This window comes from Blastopirellula marina (assembly GCF_002967765.1).
GTDB classification, from domain to species: Bacteria; Planctomycetota; Planctomycetia; order Pirellulales; family Pirellulaceae; genus Bremerella; species Bremerella marina_A.
In genome coordinates this window covers 71,515-91,655 of sequence record NZ_PUHY01000001.1, presented here as the reverse complement: position 1 = coordinate 91,655, position 20,141 = coordinate 71,515, and the positions used below count along the sequence as shown (strand labels likewise).

17 protein-coding genes are annotated in these 20,141 nt (G+C 53.3%); 11 read left to right on the top strand and 6 right to left on the bottom strand.

Annotated features, from left to right (window positions below; translation table 11 throughout):
- Positions 1-7: 7 nt before the first annotated feature.
- The 6 genes from C5Y83_RS00330 to C5Y83_RS00305 form a co-directional block, all read right to left on the bottom strand.
- A complete protein-coding gene (locus tag C5Y83_RS00330; protein ID WP_105327658.1) occupies positions 8-1,555 on the bottom strand; it encodes a phosphate ABC transporter substrate-binding/OmpA family protein in 1,548 nt (515 codons plus the stop codon).
- An 88-nt stretch (positions 1,556-1,643) separates the two neighbouring features.
- Positions 1,644-2,564 (bottom strand): vWA domain-containing protein, encoded by a 921-nt coding sequence (locus C5Y83_RS00325; protein ID WP_105327657.1) that lies wholly within the window; start codon positions 2,562-2,564, stop codon positions 1,644-1,646.
- Between the two features lie 65 nt (positions 2,565-2,629).
- Positions 2,630-4,468 (bottom strand): ABC transporter substrate-binding protein, encoded by a 1,839-nt coding sequence (locus C5Y83_RS00320; RefSeq protein WP_105327656.1) that lies wholly within the window; start codon positions 4,466-4,468, stop codon positions 2,630-2,632.
- 116 nt (positions 4,469-4,584) lie between these two features.
- Positions 4,585-6,357, bottom strand: coding sequence for an AAA family ATPase (locus C5Y83_RS00315; RefSeq protein ID WP_105327655.1), 1,773 nt, complete (start codon positions 6,355-6,357; stop codon positions 4,585-4,587).
- Positions 6,354-7,013 carry an SRPBCC family protein gene (locus C5Y83_RS00310; RefSeq protein ID WP_105327654.1) on the bottom strand — a complete coding sequence of 220 codons (660 nt, stop codon included), beginning with the start codon at positions 7,011-7,013 and terminating at the stop codon, positions 6,354-6,356. The genes C5Y83_RS00315 and C5Y83_RS00310 overlap by 4 nt, the downstream gene beginning before the upstream one ends.
- Before the next feature lie 45 nt (positions 7,014-7,058).
- Positions 7,059-7,448, bottom strand: a complete 390-nt coding sequence (locus C5Y83_RS00305) for an aromatic ring-hydroxylating oxygenase subunit alpha (protein ID WP_105327653.1) — start codon at positions 7,446-7,448, stop codon at positions 7,059-7,061.
- Positions 7,449-7,586: 138 nt separating this feature from the next.
- On the opposite strand from C5Y83_RS00305, the gene C5Y83_RS00300 reads away from it, so the two are divergent.
- The 11 genes from C5Y83_RS00300 (at position 7,587) to C5Y83_RS00250 (ending at position 20,063) form a co-directional block, all read left to right on the top strand.
- Positions 7,587-8,498: an ABC transporter ATP-binding protein gene (locus C5Y83_RS00300; protein ID WP_105327652.1), complete on the top strand. Its 912-nt coding sequence runs from the start codon at positions 7,587-7,589 to the stop codon at positions 8,496-8,498.
- A 128-nt stretch (positions 8,499-8,626) separates the two neighbouring features.
- Positions 8,627-9,184, top strand: a complete 558-nt coding sequence (locus C5Y83_RS00295) for a hypothetical protein (RefSeq protein WP_105327651.1) — start codon at positions 8,627-8,629, stop codon at positions 9,182-9,184.
- A 36-nt stretch (positions 9,185-9,220) separates the two neighbouring features.
- The gene (locus tag C5Y83_RS00290) at positions 9,221-9,535 is read left to right on the top strand and encodes a hypothetical protein (protein ID WP_105327650.1); all 315 of its coding nucleotides are present in this window, start codon (positions 9,221-9,223) and stop codon (positions 9,533-9,535) included.
- 79 nt (positions 9,536-9,614) lie between these two features.
- Complete coding sequence (locus C5Y83_RS00285; RefSeq protein ID WP_105327649.1) at positions 9,615-10,475, top strand: phosphoribosyltransferase domain-containing protein; 861 nt, start codon at positions 9,615-9,617, stop codon at positions 10,473-10,475.
- 1 nt (position 10,476) lies between these two features.
- Positions 10,477-11,460 carry a cysteine protease StiP domain-containing protein gene (locus C5Y83_RS00280; RefSeq protein WP_105327648.1) on the top strand — a complete coding sequence of 328 codons (984 nt, stop codon included), beginning with the start codon at positions 10,477-10,479 and terminating at the stop codon, positions 11,458-11,460.
- A complete protein-coding gene (locus tag C5Y83_RS00275; protein ID WP_105327647.1) occupies positions 11,454-12,191 on the top strand; it encodes a hypothetical protein in 738 nt (245 codons plus the stop codon). Before C5Y83_RS00280 ends, C5Y83_RS00275 begins: the two co-directional genes overlap by 7 nt.
- A 74-nt stretch (positions 12,192-12,265) precedes the next feature.
- The gene (locus tag C5Y83_RS00270) at positions 12,266-13,888 is read left to right on the top strand and encodes an arylsulfatase (RefSeq protein WP_105327646.1); all 1,623 of its coding nucleotides are present in this window, start codon (positions 12,266-12,268) and stop codon (positions 13,886-13,888) included.
- Positions 13,889-14,194: 306 nt separating this feature from the next.
- Positions 14,195-14,629 (top strand): hypothetical protein, encoded by a 435-nt coding sequence (locus C5Y83_RS00265; RefSeq protein ID WP_105327645.1) that lies wholly within the window; start codon positions 14,195-14,197, stop codon positions 14,627-14,629.
- A 151-nt stretch (positions 14,630-14,780) separates the two neighbouring features.
- On the top strand, positions 14,781-16,160 hold the full coding sequence (locus tag C5Y83_RS00260; RefSeq protein WP_105327644.1) for an efflux RND transporter periplasmic adaptor subunit: 1,380 nt from the start codon (positions 14,781-14,783) through the stop codon (positions 16,158-16,160).
- A gap of 77 nt (positions 16,161-16,237) precedes the next feature.
- On the top strand, positions 16,238-19,447 hold the full coding sequence (locus C5Y83_RS00255; RefSeq protein WP_105327643.1) for an efflux RND transporter permease subunit: 3,210 nt from the start codon (positions 16,238-16,240) through the stop codon (positions 19,445-19,447).
- A gap of 100 nt (positions 19,448-19,547) precedes the next feature.
- On the top strand, positions 19,548-20,063 hold the full coding sequence (locus tag C5Y83_RS00250; protein WP_105327642.1) for a hypothetical protein: 516 nt from the start codon (positions 19,548-19,550) through the stop codon (positions 20,061-20,063).
- Positions 20,064-20,141 lie beyond the last annotated feature (78 nt).

The window sequence follows — 20,141 nt, the reverse complement described above, 5'->3', positions numbered from 1 at the left end:
GCCGTGGTTAGTAGGCAACTTCGCCCAATACGAACGACACCGAAGTGCTGCCGCTTGGCTCGACGCCGATGGCTCGCACACGATCTCGATCGACACCCTGGGCGATCAGGTAACGCTCGACCTCTTTGGCCCGTTGTTCTGCGAGAAGCTTGTTGGCCTCTAAGTCGCCTTGCAGCGAGGCATTTCCCCGCACGATCACGTAATAGCGTGTCGATTGCAAGGTGCCCGCCAACTCGTCTAGTAGCGAACGGCTTCTTTCGGTCAACGTCGCTCGACCACGTGCGAAGACCAACGTCGGCGCTCGGGCCTTGCCAACTTGAACCAGCGAGCTCCACTGCTCATCGGTCAGTCTCGGCATGGCCGTTCCACGGATCGTTTCGCTTTCGACGCCTGGTTGAAAGTCGCTTAAATCACGCAGGATTGAATCGTTGTATAAATAATTGGGATTCCCATCTGTGGGGTCTTTATCGATCGAACGAGACTCACGTAGCACGGCAGTGACACCGGCAATCATGTCTTCAATATGCGGGAGCTTGTCACCCGATCGAGCTCCGAAGTGGGCCAGATTCTCTTGCGTGTTCTTCCACCAAACGCCGTCGACCAGGCGTGCGGCTTCTTCTTGGCTCAAGGGCGATCCCCCCGCTTCGGCATCGCTGATCACCAACTGCACCCGGCGAGAATCGTCCCGGTAAGCATAGTTTGCGGCCAGATATGCCTCGATGACTTGGCGGACTACTTCCCGATTTTTAGCGATAAAATCGTCACTAACCACCAAAACGTCAACAATTGCCGACGGAAATCGCGAGCTATCGACCACAACGTGCATTCGCTCGTTCTTGAGCATCTGCGAAACGTATGGCTCCCACAGGACGTAGGCTAATTTGTCAGAGGGTTTCGCCTGCTTATAACGAGCCATCACAGCGGCTGCGTCGCGGACTTCGACAAAAGGATTGGCACCTAACTTGTCGAGCTGAAATCGGGAAATGACCACGCGGGCCAACGTCTCGCTAGGCGAGTCAGGCGTCAGCACAAACTTCGTTTCCGCATCGTTCAGGGCATCAACATTGGGATAGGCCTGCTTGTAAGCGACAATCGCATCTGCTCCTACGGTTTCGTCGATCACAGCGACAATGGTTGCCGGAAGGTCTCCCATTTGAGCGCTCGTCTTCACCAAGGCATCGATCGTGAAGACGGCCATGTCGGTCGTCCCCTTTTTGAGCGATTCGAGGCGTGCCGAATAATCCGCTCCATCGTCGGATAGATTAAGCTTAATCCCTTGCTTACGTAGCCCTTCTTCGAACTCCGGACTGCGAAGCACGGCGTAGCCACTAAAACCATCGATAGCGATATTCACCTGGGAGCGATAATGGCTGTCAGAACCGCCTTTACGCAGCGCCGCTTCGCGTTCTTTACGCTGTCGCTCGGCTTCTTGACGTTCGAGCTCGGCTTGCGATTGCTCAACGACGGGTGCAAAGACAGTCTTCCAAGTGATCACACCCACGGCGAGAATGAGCAGCCACACGATACTGACTGCAAGCAACTTGCCTTTCGACACTCAATCGCTCCTGGCGTGGTTACGGTTGACTAAATACTTAACGAGCCGTGACAAAGCGTTGTTTCAACAACCGCCTATTGTGTCGTGCTCATTTACGCTTGGCAATTCCTACTAAAACACGAATCACGATGAATACGAACGCCAAGAGCAGAATTGGCATCTTCGACCAGCCACCTCCACCACCGTTATCCTGATTGGCTGGGGGCTGATTAGACTGCCTCCCGGAGTGCGATGGATAATTATGAGCGGTGTCCTCGTTAGCTGGCATCGAACCTGTCTCAATCGGCTTATTTGCCGGTGAGGTCAGAGCTGTGAGCGATGCTGCGGCTAGTTCCGCAGGAAACGGCTCAAGCAGTTCGAAGTCGCTCTGGCCGGTATTATCCGAGCTGTCTGTGCTACTTTCACCTAAGACAACGGCCGAAATAGCTTTCTCCAGCGAAGCGGGGTCATCGGCCGTGCGATACGTACTCGTTCGAGTCGCCAGGCTATGTTGCTTGTTCATTGCCACGCCAATCACATCGATCAAAAGACCACGAGCTTGAATCTCAGGGAGGTATTGATCAACCAGGTAGCTATCACCTGCTTCACCGTCAGAAACAATCAGTAACTTGTATGTGCCGTAGCGTTGCCTTTCCCGCAGCTTCAGCAGTTCGTCGGCTGCCTTTTTCATGGTGGCTCCGAGAGGCGTGCCTCCGTTTGCGGAGAGCGAGTTCACTGCCGGACCTACCGAATCTCGATCGATGGGCCCTAGCGGAATCAACCAGGGACCTTTGGGGCCATCGTTTAACAGGAGAACACCAACTTCCGAACCAGCGGGCACTTGATCGAGTACCGTAAGCAACGCCTGCTTGGCAGCGACTATTTTTGTCTGCCCGCCGGGCATGTACTCGTTCATCGAGCCGGAGTTGTCCAAGATCACCACAATCTTGAGATCGTCTGCCGCATTTGCCGATGAATAGTGCGACAAGACAAGGAACGTCAGGCATGTCAGGATGCCGAATCGATTCATGGTCGCTTTCCCCCTTTAATGTACGTCTCACCAATGGTGAGACGCTTTCCCGTTCCAGAACCGAACTAGAAGTTGAAGTCAGAATCGGAGAGTTCTTCAGGATTCACCTTCACGATTCGGAATTCCACTCGCATGTTCTGCTTTGCTTCCGCCATGTTGGTCGGCTTCGAAATCACCGGATCGGAGATCCCAGCGCCTAACGGTTGTAGTTGCGACAGATTCACATTTACGCCTTTCTGTTCGGCGTACTTGATAATCGCATCTTTAACCTGCTCGGCCCGAGCCTGTGAAAGGTTTAGAGCGGCCTGCATCGTTTGCAAAGGGCTATCCGCTTTTCCCTCGAAGGCGCCGGACTGGATTAGCTGGACCATATCTTTGGTCTGGCTGAGATCCATTTCCTTGGTTCCCCCTTGGGTGTTGATGAAGTAGCGATAATTGCCTTGCTGTCCGGTGCGCCGAATGATTCCTTTTTCTAGCCCCGCTTTGATCAGTTGAACCAACGTTTTGGTTGGATCAGAGTGGCCACGAATCACGACCGCAGCACCACCAAAAGTACTGGCCGATTGCAAAGCTCGATCAAACTCGGCGCCGTATCGATCGACCGAAAAATCGGTTTGATTGGGCTCAAAAGAAATCGTGAAGCTGACGATCGTGTCGGAATCAAGGTCGTCACCTGGGAACTGTGTGATCCCTTCGCCTTTGACGATCTTCTGTGGTTCAACATATTCCAACTCAGAAAGTTTGGCGATGTCACGATAACTGAAGTTTGGCGGATCAAATCCCTTGCGAGTCTTGGCGTAACCCCAGTTAGTTGCCAGATCAAGCGCCGCGGTCAGCTTTGCATCGAAACCGCTCAAATTACCTGATTGTTGGAAGAACGCGATTTGGCCTGGCAAGTTGACGAACCCACAGTCCAGCAGCAATCCGTGTGCGTCAACTTCCAAGGTCGGAATAACTTCCTCACCAAAGATCTGCTGGCACATCGTCAGTAGTTGCTTGTACTGGGGCGACATTCGCTGTGTCTTCTCGAAGTCGTCACGCATCTTGCGAACTTCCGCGCTGGCCTTGAGATAACCGGCAACGAACTTCTCGACTTCTTCCTTATGAGCGTCATACCAGTCTTTTCGAACCGCGTAGACGTCAGCGATCGAGCGTGACATGTTCTGCGTCGAAACAAGCACATGGGCGCCCTTAACGGTTCCTTCGGCGCCCGTTCCTTCCGTGTCGATTCCACCGGTCAGACCGATCATGTCTGGCGTGATGACGCAGCACGCATCGATCGACTCGTCGGTTCGGAACTTTTCCGCCGCACCATTAGGACCCGTGAGGTCATCCACGAATACCACTTCGACATCTTTGTTGGTCAACTGGGCGGCAGCCAGGGCGTCAAACAATAAGCCCACGTGCGGACCACCTTGCTGACAAGCGATCTTGATCTTCTTGTCCTTACCCTTCAGGTCGTTCAGGGTCTTGAAACCAGGACGGGCCACGATGTGGTCACCAGCACTCCAGGACAGTTGCAGAACAACAACCGGTTTGGTGCGAGGGTCGGTTCCAATGACTTCGCTGGCTTGACCTAACATGCGGAAGGTACCGCGCAGATACGGCGACTTGCCGTTCATGTAGTCCTTCACCTGTTGGACGAAGTCGTCTCCAGGAGTCAGCTTGAACTTGAGGCCCATCTTGCCATAGATCGAATCTGGCTTGGTATCGAGTCCACCGTTGGCGTAGAAGGTAGCTGCGTCGCCACCCCACGTAATAAACGGTACCTGAACGGTATTACTTTTCTGAACCGGTTGAACCTGGAGCGGTCCGGTGATTCCGGAGAAAAGTTGCTGTGCCGACGCCTGCGAGGCCATGAACAAGCCAGCCATGGCAACGACGAGTAAGGTTAAACGTTTCATCAAAGCCTCCCTTAATTGATTTGAAAGGGTATTCGCGGTTTCTCGAGGATTCTTGCCCAGAATCCTCTTGGAACTCACTGTGTGGGCTGATTCTCCCCCGTAAGGTGGACAGCAGGTTAGCGAATGCCCTCTAGTTCTAATTCTCGAATTCGTCGTTCCCAGCCGAGTCGGTCTTCATCGGTGACTTCCGGATCGGGTAGCAACGAGCGGCGCGTGCAATTGATTAATGCTTGCAGCATTTGATATTCTCGCGTCGCCCCGATCGCAGGCGGAATCTGATCGTGAATAGCTGCCCTGACATCTTCCCATGTTTTTGGCTCGATCGCCAACAACAACGAGCGAAGCGAAGCAAACGCGGCGGCCGAGTACTCTGGCGGTAGAATTAATTCGTCGAGGTCCTTAACGTGCGACTTCTTTTCCTCGTCGCTTTCTTCAAGCTTCGTCGCGCTAAGCACCCACTCAATGAACGCCAAGCGGTCTTCATCAGTCGGGTCGAGCACTGGGATGATCAAGTCACCCACTCGGCCAGGGCGCCGAATGTCTGGCGATAATAAATGAATTCGGGCGGTCATCAATAACCACAAAACGCGACCACGCAGGAGCGGATCACTCATCATCGCTTGAATCTTGCCAGTCAAACGGCGCTCGGTCTCGTGCGCGTTACCATCAACACGGCCGAACTGCGTGTCGGCTTCATCAACGAAGATCACTACTTTATCAAGCGCATCGAGTACGCGTTTGAGCCGTTCGAAGATGACATCAGTCTGGCCAAACCATTGGCTGCGGATGTTTTTCAACACCAAGACGGGTAAATCTAATTCGGCCGCAACCGCTTCGAAAATAAATGTCTTGCCGCTACCAATCGCTCCAGCCACAGCGGCACCGGGCAAGGCTTTCTTTCCTTTCGCTTTGAAGCGCGGCATCAATTCGCGACGGAGAAATTCCTTCAGCGAAGTAAACCCAACTACATCGTCCAGCGTGTGGCCAGGCTTCTTGAAGTCGACGACATCGTCGCCGAGCTGGGTGCGAATGAATTCTTCGACCTTCTCAAAGACACTATCGGCGGTTAGCTGGTCGCCGGTGTATGCTGCGCCCGCTAAGAGTTGCCGCAGGGCTTGAATTGAGAGGCCAGCTGTGCATTCAGCGAGCACCTCTGGCGTTGCCCAAAGCTTTGGCTGAGGAGTCTTCTTTTCGATGTAATGGCTGATGTAAGCCGCGCGGTGTTCCAGGGAAGGGGCGGGCACGTCAACGCTGAGTACCTGCGGCATGCGAGCCACTCGGCTGTGAATCAAGGAACGCGATTCACCGAGTAGGATCACCGAATCGGATCCTTCGGTGAACTCAGGGTCACTGAACCAATCGTGGATGATGCTGATGCGGTGCAGCTGACGATCGTTCAAGGAAGCCAAGCTGCCTGCTTCCGGAAGAAGCATATCAGCCGCTTCGACGATGATCAGCAGGTCTTCCCTAAGCGCGGCACGCGAGCAGATTGTCAGTTGACGCAGCAATTCCAAGGCCAAGGTTGGGTTACCCGTCGCATCGCGGAGGTGACGATCGAATTCGTCTTGGTAAAACTCAAGCTTCGATCCTTTTTGGTTGAGTTCACGAAGAGCAAGCGTATTGGCATCAACTCCAGTCTTCCATTCAACCCAGGCCCCTCGCAGCTTTCCAATCGCGGCATCGTCTATGCGGATTGGCCCGTTCAGTTCGTACACCAGTTGAATCAGTCCACCGGTACGTGTCTTCTCTAAAAGGAAGGAATTCAAGGGGACGTAGCTGGCACCATCCCACAGTAAGTCGTAGATGTTGCCGCACAAAATCACGCTACGAGCCTGGCCTGAGTTCAACAGGCGAGCCAATTGCGTGAAAAATGAATAGTTGCCGCTCATGAGGTTAAGTCTTCCTTGATCTCGTCCCACAGCATCGAATGAAACGCATGGACTGAACGTTCCAATTTCGACGAATAACGCCCCCGCTGAAACGACATCGATTGGAGTCCCAACTGGGTTGATTCGCAGATTTCAACGTCTTCCTGTTGGATGAGGTGACTTTGTTGAATCGAATTGCGGATCGTCTTCTTGGCATTCCACTCTTCGACATCTTCGTAATCGACGTAGAAATCGAAGATAACTTCGCATGTATCAACTGTCCTGGGAAGCACCAAGTTGGTATCCATCATCTTGCCGTAGCGATTGATGAAGAAGTTGGGATAGAGCCAGGCATACATCACCTTTTCGCCTAGTCGGTTGTCCTTTCCGCTCGAATCGCAGATCTGGATCGAGCTACGATCGAATATCTGCGTCTCGTAACCTCCGAACTCTAATCCTTCCGCCAGTTTTTCATGGGCGTACGCGACGTGGTAGCCCCCATCCAGCGAATTGTCGACGAAAACCTTCCAGTTGCAATGAATGGTGTAACTCCGACGCTCGATCCATTTCATGTTGTCGAGCCCCAGCTGACGAAGCGGGCCGACCAGCGAGGAGACATCGGCAGCAAGGTCGCGCGGATTGTTCTCGCCCCCCAGCGGGCCATCGAGATCGATCAAAACGAACGGTCCCCACTGATCGACGCTGATTGGCGGCAGCGAGAACTATTGAACGTTGAAATCAGACATTTTGCCCATACGTGGTGCCCGCTTGAGGCGACCATTGAGATGGTAGGTCCATCCGTGGTAAGGACAGACCAGCTCGCATGCCCGGCCTGATTCCTGCGCGACGACGGCCGCATGATGACGACAAACATTGTGCATTGCCCTCAGATCGCCCGCTTCATCACGAAGAACGAGATAAGGATTGCCGACAAGATTGCCCGTGAAGTAACTTCCTGGTGTACTCAGCTGATCACTCCGACCAACAGCGATCCAGGCTTTTTCGAAGACTTGCCGTTTCTCGGCCGCGAATACGCCTGGATCGGTATACCACGAAGAAGGTGGTGTTGGGGCCGATTCGATCGGGATGGTAGGATCAAAGGTATAGTCCATGTCGATTGCCAATCTTCCGCCTACTAGTTCCTGCCGTTGAGGCCAGCGATAATAGGTGCCCGGCCTCTCGTTCAAGGATGCGCTGAGTAGTTACGCGCCGTTTGTTTGTTAATGTGCTAAAGGTTGTTCGTTCGCTCTATGTCAAACTTGGAAATCGTCGACGTTTCGCACGCGTATGGACCGAAAAAAGTCTTAAATCACGTCAATCTGCGTGTGGGTGCTGGGCAAGTCGTCGCTTTGGTTGGGCCCAGCGGCTGTGGAAAATCAACTCTATTACGAGCCATCCTAGGGACACATCCGTCGACCGAGGGTACCGTGATGGTCGGCGGCCAGGAAGTCATTCGGCCAAATCGCGATGTCGGCATCGTCTACCAACACTACAGCTTGTATGAGTTTCTCACCGCGCGCGAAAACGTAGCATTTGGGCTAATGCTGGATCAAACCAGTACCCCGTATCGTTGGTTCATGTATTTTGGGTGGCGCAAGCTTCGCAAGCAACACCTGGAACAGGCGGACGAATTCCTAAAGAAGGTCGGCTTGTATGCGGCCCGCGATCAGTACCCCAGCCAGATGTCAGGCGGGATGCGACAGCGTGTCGCGATCGCTCAGGCGTTGATCATGGAGCCCAAGATCTTACTGCTCGACGAGCCGTTTGGCGCCTTGGACGAGGCAACGCGAGAAGAACTGCAGTTAATGTTGTTACGTTTATATGAAGAAAACGTCCGGGCTCGGTCCGAGAATCGGACGCCGCCCTATACCGTCATTATCGTGACACACGAACTGAACGAAGCCCTTTTCGTGAGTGACCGCGTAGTAGGCTTATCGCAATATCATAACGATGGTGAAAACGGCGCTACAATCGTCTACGACCGCCCGGCTCCCGTATTCAAGCCGGACGAGCCGAAGGATTTGAGCCGTTTCGTCGAACAAAAAGAGGAATTGATCCGAGCGGTGTTCAGTCCAACGTTCCAGAAGGATCATCGGCAATTCGTCACATTCTGGCAAGAAAACAAGAAACAACCGGTCGAGGAGACGTCTGAAGTTAATTGAGGCCTCATATTCTCCGAAAATGGTCTTGGTAATCGAGGAAATACCAATCTACCATTGAAATAGTCAAATCACCTTTTGGTGAAATTCGATCTCATTCGCCCAATTATGTCGCTGTTCAGGCTCCTTAAATGTTCCGTTCAATTCTGATCCTTGGCTTCCTCTTTGTGGCGTCGTCCGCGAATGCTGCCGAATTGAAGTCGCTCGAAAAGTTTGCAGAAGAACACCAGGAGTTTGCCTGGTCGATCAAGATTGAAGAGAACAATCAAGCCAAGGACTTATACGGCGAGCCGGGTCAAGATCACTTCAAACGCTTCTATCAAGCGGATTCGGCAAATCAAAAGAAACAAACCTGGACGCAGTATGAGGGTTGGATCAAGACATTCTATTCCGGCAATCTCTTGGTGGCTGGGTGGAAATCGGCCGCGGAGAAATTTTGCCAAAACGTGAAAGATCACGAGGAGCGAAAAGAAGTTGTCTATTATCTGAATGTGTTGGGCCGAGTCATTGCCGCCGAATGGGCGAAGGATGCCAACCACAGTCGAATAACGAGCACGGACGTGCAGGCCTGGGCCGCGGAATTGACCTCGCTTAAAAACAAAGAAGCCGATCGAGTCGCCGCGCTGCGGAAACTGGCGATGAACGTATCGTCGGCTTTGCGAGTCGAGAAAGAGGTTTCTCGAAACTAGGCAAGACGAATTCGCTTAAACTCAAGAAGCTGATTAATGCCTATTGCTTCCGTTGATCTCGTGCGAATTAGAGAGCGCTATCAAACGTGGCTCGCCGTAAACAAACCTAAATTTAAGTTTCGCCCCCAACATGAGGCGATTGTCAACTCACTGGCCGGGGCCGGCCCAGAATCGATCATTGACTTTGATCGCACCCAAGCGAATTTGCATGAGTCAAGAATACCCCGACCATTCATCTATCGCTTGCTGGGCGAGCTTTCACAGGCAGGCATCCTGGTCAAATACCCGCCTGACAGCAACTATGTTTTCCGCATCGATCGTTCGTTTTTCACCGAACTTGGCGAAACCTAGTCCCAGGCAGCGTGCCATTCTGCTAATTTGGTCGCAAACATCGTCCGTTTCATAAACCCCCAAAGCGGTGCGACCAACGATGCTGCGAAAGGCTCCAGAGAGCGACTCCCTAGATGCTGCGCTGAATCAACCGAAGATTCCGGAGGCAGTTATACGTATTACGCGTGGCGTCAAGATTGTAGAGCGAGACGCAAACCCGCATCGCCGGCACGGGATCACGTTTGAACATTTGGGCAAGTTGAATCCAATCTCCTCGCGACATCTTGAAGATCTGATCGCTTGCTTCGCGGAACTCTTGCCAACGCCGAGCAGCGCTCGGCGAATCACCGTGCTGGGACTTGCCGAGTCGGGAATTGTCCCGGCATTCGCGATGCATGAAGCGGCAAACTCACACGGATTTGACGCGAATTGGTGTTTCTCTAGCCGTACCGATCAGAGAGGTCCTAGCTTCGTAGAAGCCCATTCGCACGCTCCGGAACACTTCTTGCCTCCTGAGATTCTCGTTGATTTCGGCGAGGAGCTATGGATTGTCGAGGACGAGGTGACCACGGGTCAGACTCTTCTGAACTTACTCGAAGTTGTTCGCCGTACAACAGAGTACGAACGCGTCCGCTGTTTTTCCGTTTTGGATGCTCGCTCGCCGGATCACTCTGAGAACAACCAAGTTCCCCACCAGCTCGAAGTGCGGAGCATTCTTCAAGGAGATCTTTCTGACTGGCTCCAACAAATGAATCCCTCCTCATTACAGTCTCGCTTCGATGGGGTACCCCATCTTTCGGTTGGAGAATTGATCGCCTCTGATTTGCCTGCGTTGTTAACAGGCGAGCTACCTCAACTACAACACGTCACTCTCAGTCCATGGACAATCGACCAAAAGGCAATTCTCTCGCGGCTTGAATACATGCCAGGTTACTATCTCTACAACACGAAGGCCGATTAACGTGGCATCTTGGTTTGAAGCCCCCTTATGGAAGATGCGGATCTACGCGAGCCTTAGAGAAGAGGTGGATCCAAGCACGGATCGACACTACTTTCGCCAGCGGTCGGTGGGTTACACGGGCGATCTCAGCTTTTGGAAAACACCATCACCCGAGCCAGAACTTGCGCCGCTCTTAATCGAACGACTGTCGATGCCGCTCGCTCCCGACGATTCGATATGTTTGGCCGCTTCCACGCTCGCTGCAAGAATTAAGTCATACTTCGATCCTCAACAGACACTTTTTGTGGCGATCCTTCGCGCTGGCGTGCCGCTCGCGGCTTGGCTACGGAAGATGCTGCCCGGGGCTGAGGCTGTCGCGACTTCACTGTTTGTTGGCTTAGGAATCGATCAGACTGCATTAGCAGCGATTCGGGCAGACTATCCCGATCGCAAGATCGTTTTCGTCGATGGCTGGACAGGCAAGGGGGGTGTCGCCAACGAGCTGCGTCGTCTCGAAGCGGGGCCACTCGCCGTGTTAAGTGATCCTTGGGGACAAGCAGAGTTTCGTGGAACGCGGGACGACATCTTCTCGCCGTCGGCTTGCTTCACAGGACCAACCACCCTCGGCTTCTCACGCACGTTTCATAGTGACGATAACAAACCATTTGCCGCCTATCGCTTTCCAGATGAATTGCTCCAAGCCAGTTTCGTTGAATCATGGCTCGCTTCCTGTCCGGAAACTCGGGAAGACACCCTGCAAGATAAATCGGAGTTCCGGATAAAACATGAAAGTCCACTTCGTCTGCACAGTAACGAAGTCTGCCGAGCATTGATCAATTCGAACCCGGAGACGCTGTTGTTTGCGGAGAGCGATTCGATCGTCCGTGCGAAGTATGAATTCTTGCTCGCTTTGGCCGAAGCTCAGAAGGTGCCGCAGCGGTTCAACGTTTCGGAACTTGACGAACTGAATGCACAAGTCGCCTGCACGCTGAGGTTGTCATGTTAACGATTGTGCTCGATCTTGACGGGACAATCGTCTTTCCCGATGAAGCGGAGATCGCCATCCCTGGACGCAGCCGCCCAACTTTTATCTCCGCGGAAACAGGCGACCGACTGAAACGTATCGGGCATAGGGCGAATTTGATCATTGCCACCGCGCGCAACGGAGCAAGTGTTTCAGGCCTGTGCCGCGCTTTGCCGGAAGTCGCTTTCGGCGGTTTCGTGTTGGAATGTGGGCTCGTATGGCGACGTCGTCTGGCAGACCCGTTCATCCAGCATCATGACCGCGAGCAGCTTGCAATACGCTTACGAAAACATCTCATCGATTGGGAGCATGTCCCTAACTACGAACGGATGATCTGTTCCCTGGCACCATCCCACATCGAGGATCCGCAAACGCACATGCAAGTTTTGTTACGTGAGTGGAAGCTAGAGGACCGGTGGCAAGTCCACCAAGAGCGACATAAGACGTTTCTTTACCCGCAAACGCTGTGCAAACATGGCGGCCTTTCGCGGCTTGGGGTTGATACCATCGATATCGCAGCGGGCGATGACATTGTCTACGATCGCTCGTTTCTAGAAGCCGCACGATATCCCATGTGCCCCCAATCGTCTTCGGAATTCTTACAAACGTTGGTCCGGGGCCGCGACGGCTTTATCGGTAACCGGGAGGGTCACGCCGCAGCGCACGAGCTTCTGTCCCGGATCGAAGAAGTGATCGACAGCGACTTTTCCTAAAAAAATCTCGGTTTGGCACTTACGGTTAGCTTTGGCTAGAATAGGAGCGACACCTTCCCCTCAAGGAACCAACCATGCAACGACTTGCTTGCCTCCTCCTCTTTGTCGGTTTAACTGCTCCTCAAATCGCCCAAGCCGCCGACAAGCCAAACATTGTTTTCATTCTCGCCGATGACATGGGTTATTCTGACCTGGGTTGTTATGGTGGTGATATCGCGACACCCAATCTCGATCAGTTGGCTGCGAATGGACTGAAGTTCACGCAGTTCTACAATACGGCCCGTTGCTGGCCGACCCGCGCCGCATTGATGACGGGTTACTATGCCCAACAAGTCCATCGTGATGCCCTGCCGAATTTAGGTGGCGGGGGTCGCGGTAAGCGGCAAGAGTGGGCACGCTTGCTGCCTGACTTCCTGGCACCGCACGGCTACCGTAATTATCACAGTGGCAAGTGGCACATCGACGGTAAAGTCTTGCCGGCCGGTTTCGATCGCTCACTTGATATGCGGAACCAAGGCAACTTCTTTTCGGCCAAAGGAAACGCAGAGGACGACGAACCGGTTCAACCAGCCGAAGACGAGTCGGACTATTACGCTACAACCGCAGTCGTCGATCACGCAATTGACTGCCTGAAAGAACATGACGAGAAGTATTCAGACCAACCGTTCTTTCATTACGTCGCGTTTATTTGTCCTCATTTTCCGCTCCATGCTAAGCCAGAAGATATCGCCAAGTATCATGACAAGTACGTCGACGGTTGGGATAAGATGCGAGAAACACGATTTGCTCGCCAACAGGAACTTGGCCTGTTGGAAACGGAGCTATCGGCGCTCGAACCAGAGGTCGGACCTCCTTACCATTTCCCGGAAGCACTGAAGAAGCTGGGATCTGGTGAGGTTAATCGCCCGATTCCTTGGTCGGACCTTACCGCCGAGCAACAACGCTTCCAGGCGACCAAGATGGCCATTCATGCGGCCATGGTCGACCGGATGGATCAAGAGATTGGTCGTCTGCTCGATCAACTAAAAGCGATGGACGAACTCGACAACACGATTATCTTCTTCGCCTCCGATAACGGAGCAAGTGCCGAGATCATGGTTCGTCACGGTGGACACGATCCAAGTGCCGAGCCAGGCAGTGCAGCGACTTATCTTTGTTTAGGCCCTGGTTTCTCGAGTGCCTGTAACACGCCGTTTCGTCGCCACAAAACGTGGGTGCACGAAGGCGGCATCAGCACGCCGCTGATCGTCCACTGGCCTGCAGGGATTCAAGCAAAAGGCGAGATGCGCCATACTCCCTCTCACATGATCGACATTGTGCCAACCATCATGGATGTGCTCGATATCGAGAAGCCTACCGTGTGGAACGGGCAACCCATTCCGCCAGCTCCAGGAAAAAGCCTTCTACCTGCGTTCGCGGAAGATAAAACGATTGATCGCGAGATGCTGTGGTGGCTGCACGAAGGCAATCAAGCGGTGCGGATCGGAGACTGGAAGCTGGTCAAAGCCAAGGGGGATCAATGGGCACTCTACGATCTTTCGACCGACCGCGCGGAAGCGCATGATCTGGCCAAGGTGAATCCTGAGAAGTTAATCGAAATGAAGCTGACGTGGGGCCGCCAGATGAAGCAAATCATGGATTTGGCAGAACAAACCGCAGAGAAAAAACCTGCGAACAAGGCCGCTGCGAAAGAATAGCGAAGCTGGGTGACTCGGTCAGAAGTCGGTTTTCAGGATTTTTTCTCTAACCAGATTATACGACTTGGACCAAGTTGTCCGATAAAGCTAGTGTCAGCTGAAAGTAGTTGCTATCACAGGGGATATGCAAATTCTAGACGTGAACTAAGCGTTTAGTGGGTAAGACTGGCGTTGACTATTTTGCCTAAATTCGCGTATCACGGCGACCACTTTAGCTTGTATCTTGAAAATGAGTGTCCGGTTTTCCTTCTGGCTCTCGCTGGGAATAATAACCGGACACTATTTCGTTAAGCGAGGATCTTCAACGTGACTTCCGCCACAACCATTCTGACCATGCTCGCGATGCTCTGGCACGCCATGGCCGGTTGTTGCGCTCACCACGTGCATGAAGAAACACCTCATCAACACGAAAACGTTGCAGCTTGCCAGCATGATCACGGTCATCCCGTCGCGAAGCATTCTGAGCAAGACCACTGCCAGCACGAAGACACATCACACGATCAGCACGACCATCATGGCGCCTGCAATACGACCGATTGTGTTTTCTCGCTTCCAGACATTGGTGGCGAATTATTGGGCCTGACTAAAGCAATTGGCTGCGAGCCATATTTCGATACGGCTTGCCTGATTTCGCACAATGTCGCTCCTGAATGGCTCGCCTACACCGATCCTCTCTACCCCGATCGCTTACTGCTTGGCAGTATGCGCCTTCACCTGCAAATTCAGGTTCTTTTGATTTAAGCGTCGGTTTCTCACGATTGGTCATTCTGACCATTTTCAACGAGTGATTTCCTGTAGGGAGCATTTCTCCATGGATCGGAAATCGCCGTTAATTCAATCCAATTACGCTTAAAGTTTGCCCCTTTCATCGCAAAAGGAGGCCGAGAATATCATGAACACGCAGAACATACCATCATGGGCTTGGAGCGTTGCGACGGTTGTTGCACTCAGCGTTGTCGCGCTCGTGACTTCGTCATTGTGGCTCCCAACCGTTCGTCAATTAGTCGCCGAATCCGTATCCGAACACGAAGAAGGAGCGGCAGAAGATCCGCACGCCGGGCATGATCATGCCGGACATTCCGAAACAGCTTCGGTCGAACTAAGTGCGAATGGGTTAAAAAACATCGACTACCAGCCGCTCACCATCGAACTCAGCGAGTACACGCGGCAGATTACCGTGCCCGCCATGGTAGTCGAACGTCCTGGGCGAACGCAGATGAACATCTCGGCGCCACTTACCGGTGTGATTACGAAGATTTATCCGGTTGAAGGCGCCTCGGTCGAATCGGGTAGTCCGATGTTCGAGATTCGCCTTACGCACGAAGAATTAGTCACGGCTCAAAGTGATTTGATCCGTACAGCTGAGAACCTGGACGTGATCAACCGCGAACTCGCTCGTTTGACCGGACTGCCCGAAGGCGTTGTGGCAGGTAATCGAATCCTGGAGCAGCAGTACGAAAAGCAGCGTCTCGATGCATCGCTACGAGCCGAACGGCAATCACTACTGCTGCATGGTTTGAATGAGCAGCAAGTCTCTCAAATTCTTGAAAACAAACAGTTGCTCGACACGCTTACCGTACGTGCCCCCGACCATCTTCAAGACAGCGAAACTTGCTCGGAAGCTCACAGCTTTCATGTACAGAAGATGGCGGCTCGGGTTGGCCAGCAAGTCCAAGCAGGCGAACTGTTGGGCGTGATTGCGGATCATTGTGAGCTGTACATCGAAGGCCGCGCTTTCGAAGACGATGCGGCTCGATTACGTAAAGCAGCCGAAAATCAGTGGCCAATTTCTGCGTCGCTATTGACCAGTGGAAAGTTGACCGACGAGATTACCGGGCTTCATTTGCTCTATTTGGCCGATCACGTTGATCCTCAGACACGGGCGTTCCGCTTCTTTGTCGCCTTGCCAAATGACGTCGCCGCCCAGCGTACCACACGTGACGGACAACGATTCGTGGAGTGGAAGTACAAGCCAGGCCAACGAATGGAATTGCACGTCCCCGTCGAGAAATGGGAGAACGAAATCGTCCTGCCGGTCGAGGCGGTGGTCGATGAAGGGGCCGAAAAGTACGTCTATCAACAGAATGGTGATCACTTTGACCAGGTACCTGTCCATGTGAAGTTTCGCGATCAATCGAATGTCGTCATCGCCAATAACGGAACACTGTTTCCGGGAGATGTCGTGGCAGCACGTGGAGCTTACGAGATGCATTTGACTTTGAAGAACAAATCGGGAGGCGGAGTTGACCCGCACGCGGGACATAACCACTAGGTTCTCGTTCCCCGGTCCGAGTGCTTTGAATGCGCTCGGAATTCCGCTCACATACTGTTACTTCGGAGTTTTTAACAATGCTCAACGCGATTATTCGATTCTCGCTTCAGAACCGCATGCTCGTGATCGCGATGGCGGTGTTCCTGCTGCTCTACGGCGGCTGGCAAACCTACCAATTGCCGATCGACGTGTTTCCCAACCTCAATCGGCCTCGCGTCGTGATCATGACCGAGGCCCCTGGAATGGCCCCTGAGGAAGTCGAGACGCTGATCACCTTCCCGCTGGAAACGGTTCTTAACGGTGCGACCGGAGTGGTCGACGTACGAACGCAATCTGGTGTTGGCCTCTCGGTGATTTACGTCGAGTTCGATTGGGGCACTGATATCTACAACGACCGCCAGGTGGTCGCCGAACGTTTGGCGTTAGCCACGGATCGGCTTCCGCCCGGAGCAAGTCCGCAGCTGATGCCCATCTCGTCGATCATGGGTCAAATCATGGTCATGGGTATGGTCAGCGAAGATGGCAAAACGCCACCGATGGAACTCCGCACGATGGCCGACTGGGTTGTGCGGCAACGTTTGCTGACTATTCCCGGCGTCTCGCAAGTCATTGTGATGGGGGGCCAACGTAAACAGTTCCAAGTTCTGGTAGATCCCAACAACTTGCTTCGTTACGGAGTAACTCTCGACGAAGTGAAACGAGCCCTCAGCGAAAGCAATCAGAACACGGCCGGTGGCTATTTGGATGAACAGGGACCGGAAGAGTTGCTCGTGCGTTCCCTCGGCCGTGTGACGAGTGTTGAAGAATTGCAAGGTATCGTAGTTGCCCATCGCGATGGGAGATCCATTCTCCTTTCTCAGGTGGCCAAGATCTTAGAAGGTCCCCAGGTCAAGCGTGGTGACAGTTCGGCTTACGCGCGAGATGAAGAGGGAAAGTTCTTTGGCGGTCCGTCGGTAGTGCTGACGATTTTGAAGCAACCTAACGCCGACACACGTCTGGTAACCGAAAAGGTGATGGCTGCTCTAGAAGAAATGCAGCCGTCTTTGCCTGCCGATGTGAAGATGCTGCCGGAGCTTTATCAGCAGAAATCGTTCATCGATCTCGCGATCGAGAATGTGATCGAAGCGCTCCGCGATGGCGGTATCCTCGTGGTCGTGATTTTGTTTCTATTTTTGATGAATCTCCGCACAACGTTCATCACACTCACGGCTATCCCACTTTCCATCGTCATGACCGCGCTCGTCTTCGCAATGTTCGGACTTTCGATCAATACGATGACCCTAGGTGGTTTGGCGGTCGCGATCGGTGAACTCGTGGACGACGCAATTGTCGATGTCGAGAACATCTTCCGTCGCCTGCGAGAGAATCGGCACGCTGCTAATCCGAAGAATCCGCTGCTGGTCGTGTTTCAGGCAAGCTGCGAGGTGCGAAACTCGATTGTTTACGGTACTGCGATCGTGGTAATCGTGTTCGTGCCGTTGTTCGCTCTTTCCGGCATGGAAGGACGTTTGTTCGCACCGCTGGGTATCGCGTACATCGTGTCGTTGGTCTCTTCGCTTGCGGTCTCGCTGACAGTAACACCGGTACTCAGCTATTGGCTGCTGGGTAACGCCAAGTTGAGCAGCGAGGAAAAGGATGGCCTCATCTTGCGAGTGCTCAAGGGAATCGCCGACAAGGTAATGGGATTGAGCTTGAAAATGGCCTACCCAATCCTGGCCCTCGCTGGCGTGGGTGTGTTGATTGCGGGTTGGGGAATGTGGCGTCTGGAAAGCGACTTTCTACCTCCCTTCAATGAGGGTGCCGTCCAAGTCAATGTCGTCCTTCCACCTGGCACGTCATTGGCCAAGTCGAACGAAGTGGCCGCGCGGGTCGAGCGTCGCTTGACCGAGATCGACGACATCGACGCGTTCGTCCGTAAAACGGGGCGCGCCGAGCTCGATGAACATGCCGAGGGTGTAAACGTGAGCGAGTTCATTGCCACGATCAATCCACATACGGAACGTTCTCGCGAAGAAGTCATCGAGGAGATCAGCGAAGCTCTCGCCGATATTCCTGGCATCGTCACCGCCGTCGAACAGCCGCTGGCTCACTTGATTTCGCACATGCTCTCTGGCGTGAAGGCGCAAGTTGCGATCAAGCTTTACGGCGACGACCTGGACGTATTGCGGCGAGAAGCCAAGAAGATGGAATCCGCGATCTCGGGCATTGCTGGAGTTCGTGATCTGCAAGTTGAGCAACAGGTCAATATCCCTCAGCTACGAATTGAAGCCGACGGCTACAGCCTCCAAAGGTACGGTTTGCGGCGACAAGACATCAACGAGTTCGTGGAAACGGCCATGCAGGGGGAAGTTGTCTCTCAAGTACTCGACGGTCAGCGAACATTCGACCTACTGGTCCGACTAGACGAGGACTTCCGCGAAGATCTCGACTCGGTAAAGCGTCTCGTGATTGAACTACCGGAGGGTGGTACCGCGAAGTTAGAGGACGTAGCCCGCGTTTACGCCGCCAGTGGCCCCAATACGATTAATCGCGAACAGGTTCGCCGCCGAATTATCGTGCAGTGCAACGTGAGCGACCGCGGTTTAGTTGACGTAGTCAATGATATCCGGGAGCGGCTTAAACCGATCGAAGCCAGCCTGCCAACCGGTTACTTCACCGAGTACAGCGGTCAGTTTGAGAGCCAACAGTCTGCGTCGCGCATGATCATTATCCTGTTTGCGATCTCAATGGCCGGGATGTTCCTGGTCCTTTACAAGATGTTCGGCTCGGTCAACTTGTCATTGCAAGTCATGATCGCATTACCAATGGCCTTTATCGGTTCAGTTGCCGCGTTGTATTTTACGCAACAGACGCTGACTGTGGCCAGCATGGTTGGATTCATATCGCTGTGCGGTATCGCCTCTCGAAACGGGATTCTGTTGATCAACCACTACCTGCACCTGGTCAAATACGAGGGTGAAACGTGGTCGAAAGAGATGATCATCCGAGCTGGTAAGGACCGCCTGGCTCCCGTGTTGATGACGGCCCTCACCTCAGGAATCGGCCTGGTTCCACTGGCGATGGCGGCTGGGGAACCAGGAAAAGAAATCCTTTACCCGGTGGCGACCGTCATTATTGGTGGGCTGATCACCAGCACGCTGCTTGAATTCCTTGTTCGGCCAGCACTGTTTTGGACAATGGGAACCGGCGCTGCAAGGCGGGTGGTTGAAACCCAAGACAGCCATATCGAGTTGGTCGAAGAAGCGGAAGCACATGCGGAATCGTCGCTGGCTTCATCAGCAACCTAACGGTAATGAATCGTGCGACGAGATCGACCAGAGTCGCCGATCTCGCTCCGATAAAAAATGACTCACCCAATCGATACTCAGCGCAAAGGAGTTCACAATCATGCGACAGATTACATTACTTTCCCACCTGTTATTGGCTGGCGTCGTCACGATCGGTCTGACCGGATGCGACGGTGGAACCCCTAAGACCGACGATCATGATGTCAGTGAACAGGGACACGACCACGATGAGCATGGTCATCCATCGGAAGGACCTCACCACGGTTCGCTTATCGAGTTAGGCAACGAGGAATATCATGCCGAACTGGTTCATGACGATGAAGCAGGCACCGTTACGATCTACTTGCTAGACGCGGCGGCCAAAGAGCCTGTTGCGATCGACGCAACAGAAATGACGTTGAACGTCACGCATGACGGCGAAGGAGCTCAGTTTAAGCTCGCCGCTGCAGAAGCCGCGGAAGGAAAAGCCTCGAAGTTCACTTCTAACGAAACTGCCTTGGCAGAAGCCTTGGACGAAGAAGGCACCGAAACCCAGCTAGTAGTGACCATCGACGGAAAACAATTCCGCGGTGAAGTTGCGCATGACCATGATCATGAACATGACCACGGTCACTAATCCGAACGACTCGCAATCAAACGAAAAAACCGGCCGCTGAACTGGGCAGCGCCGGTTTCTTGTTTGAGATCGACCCTG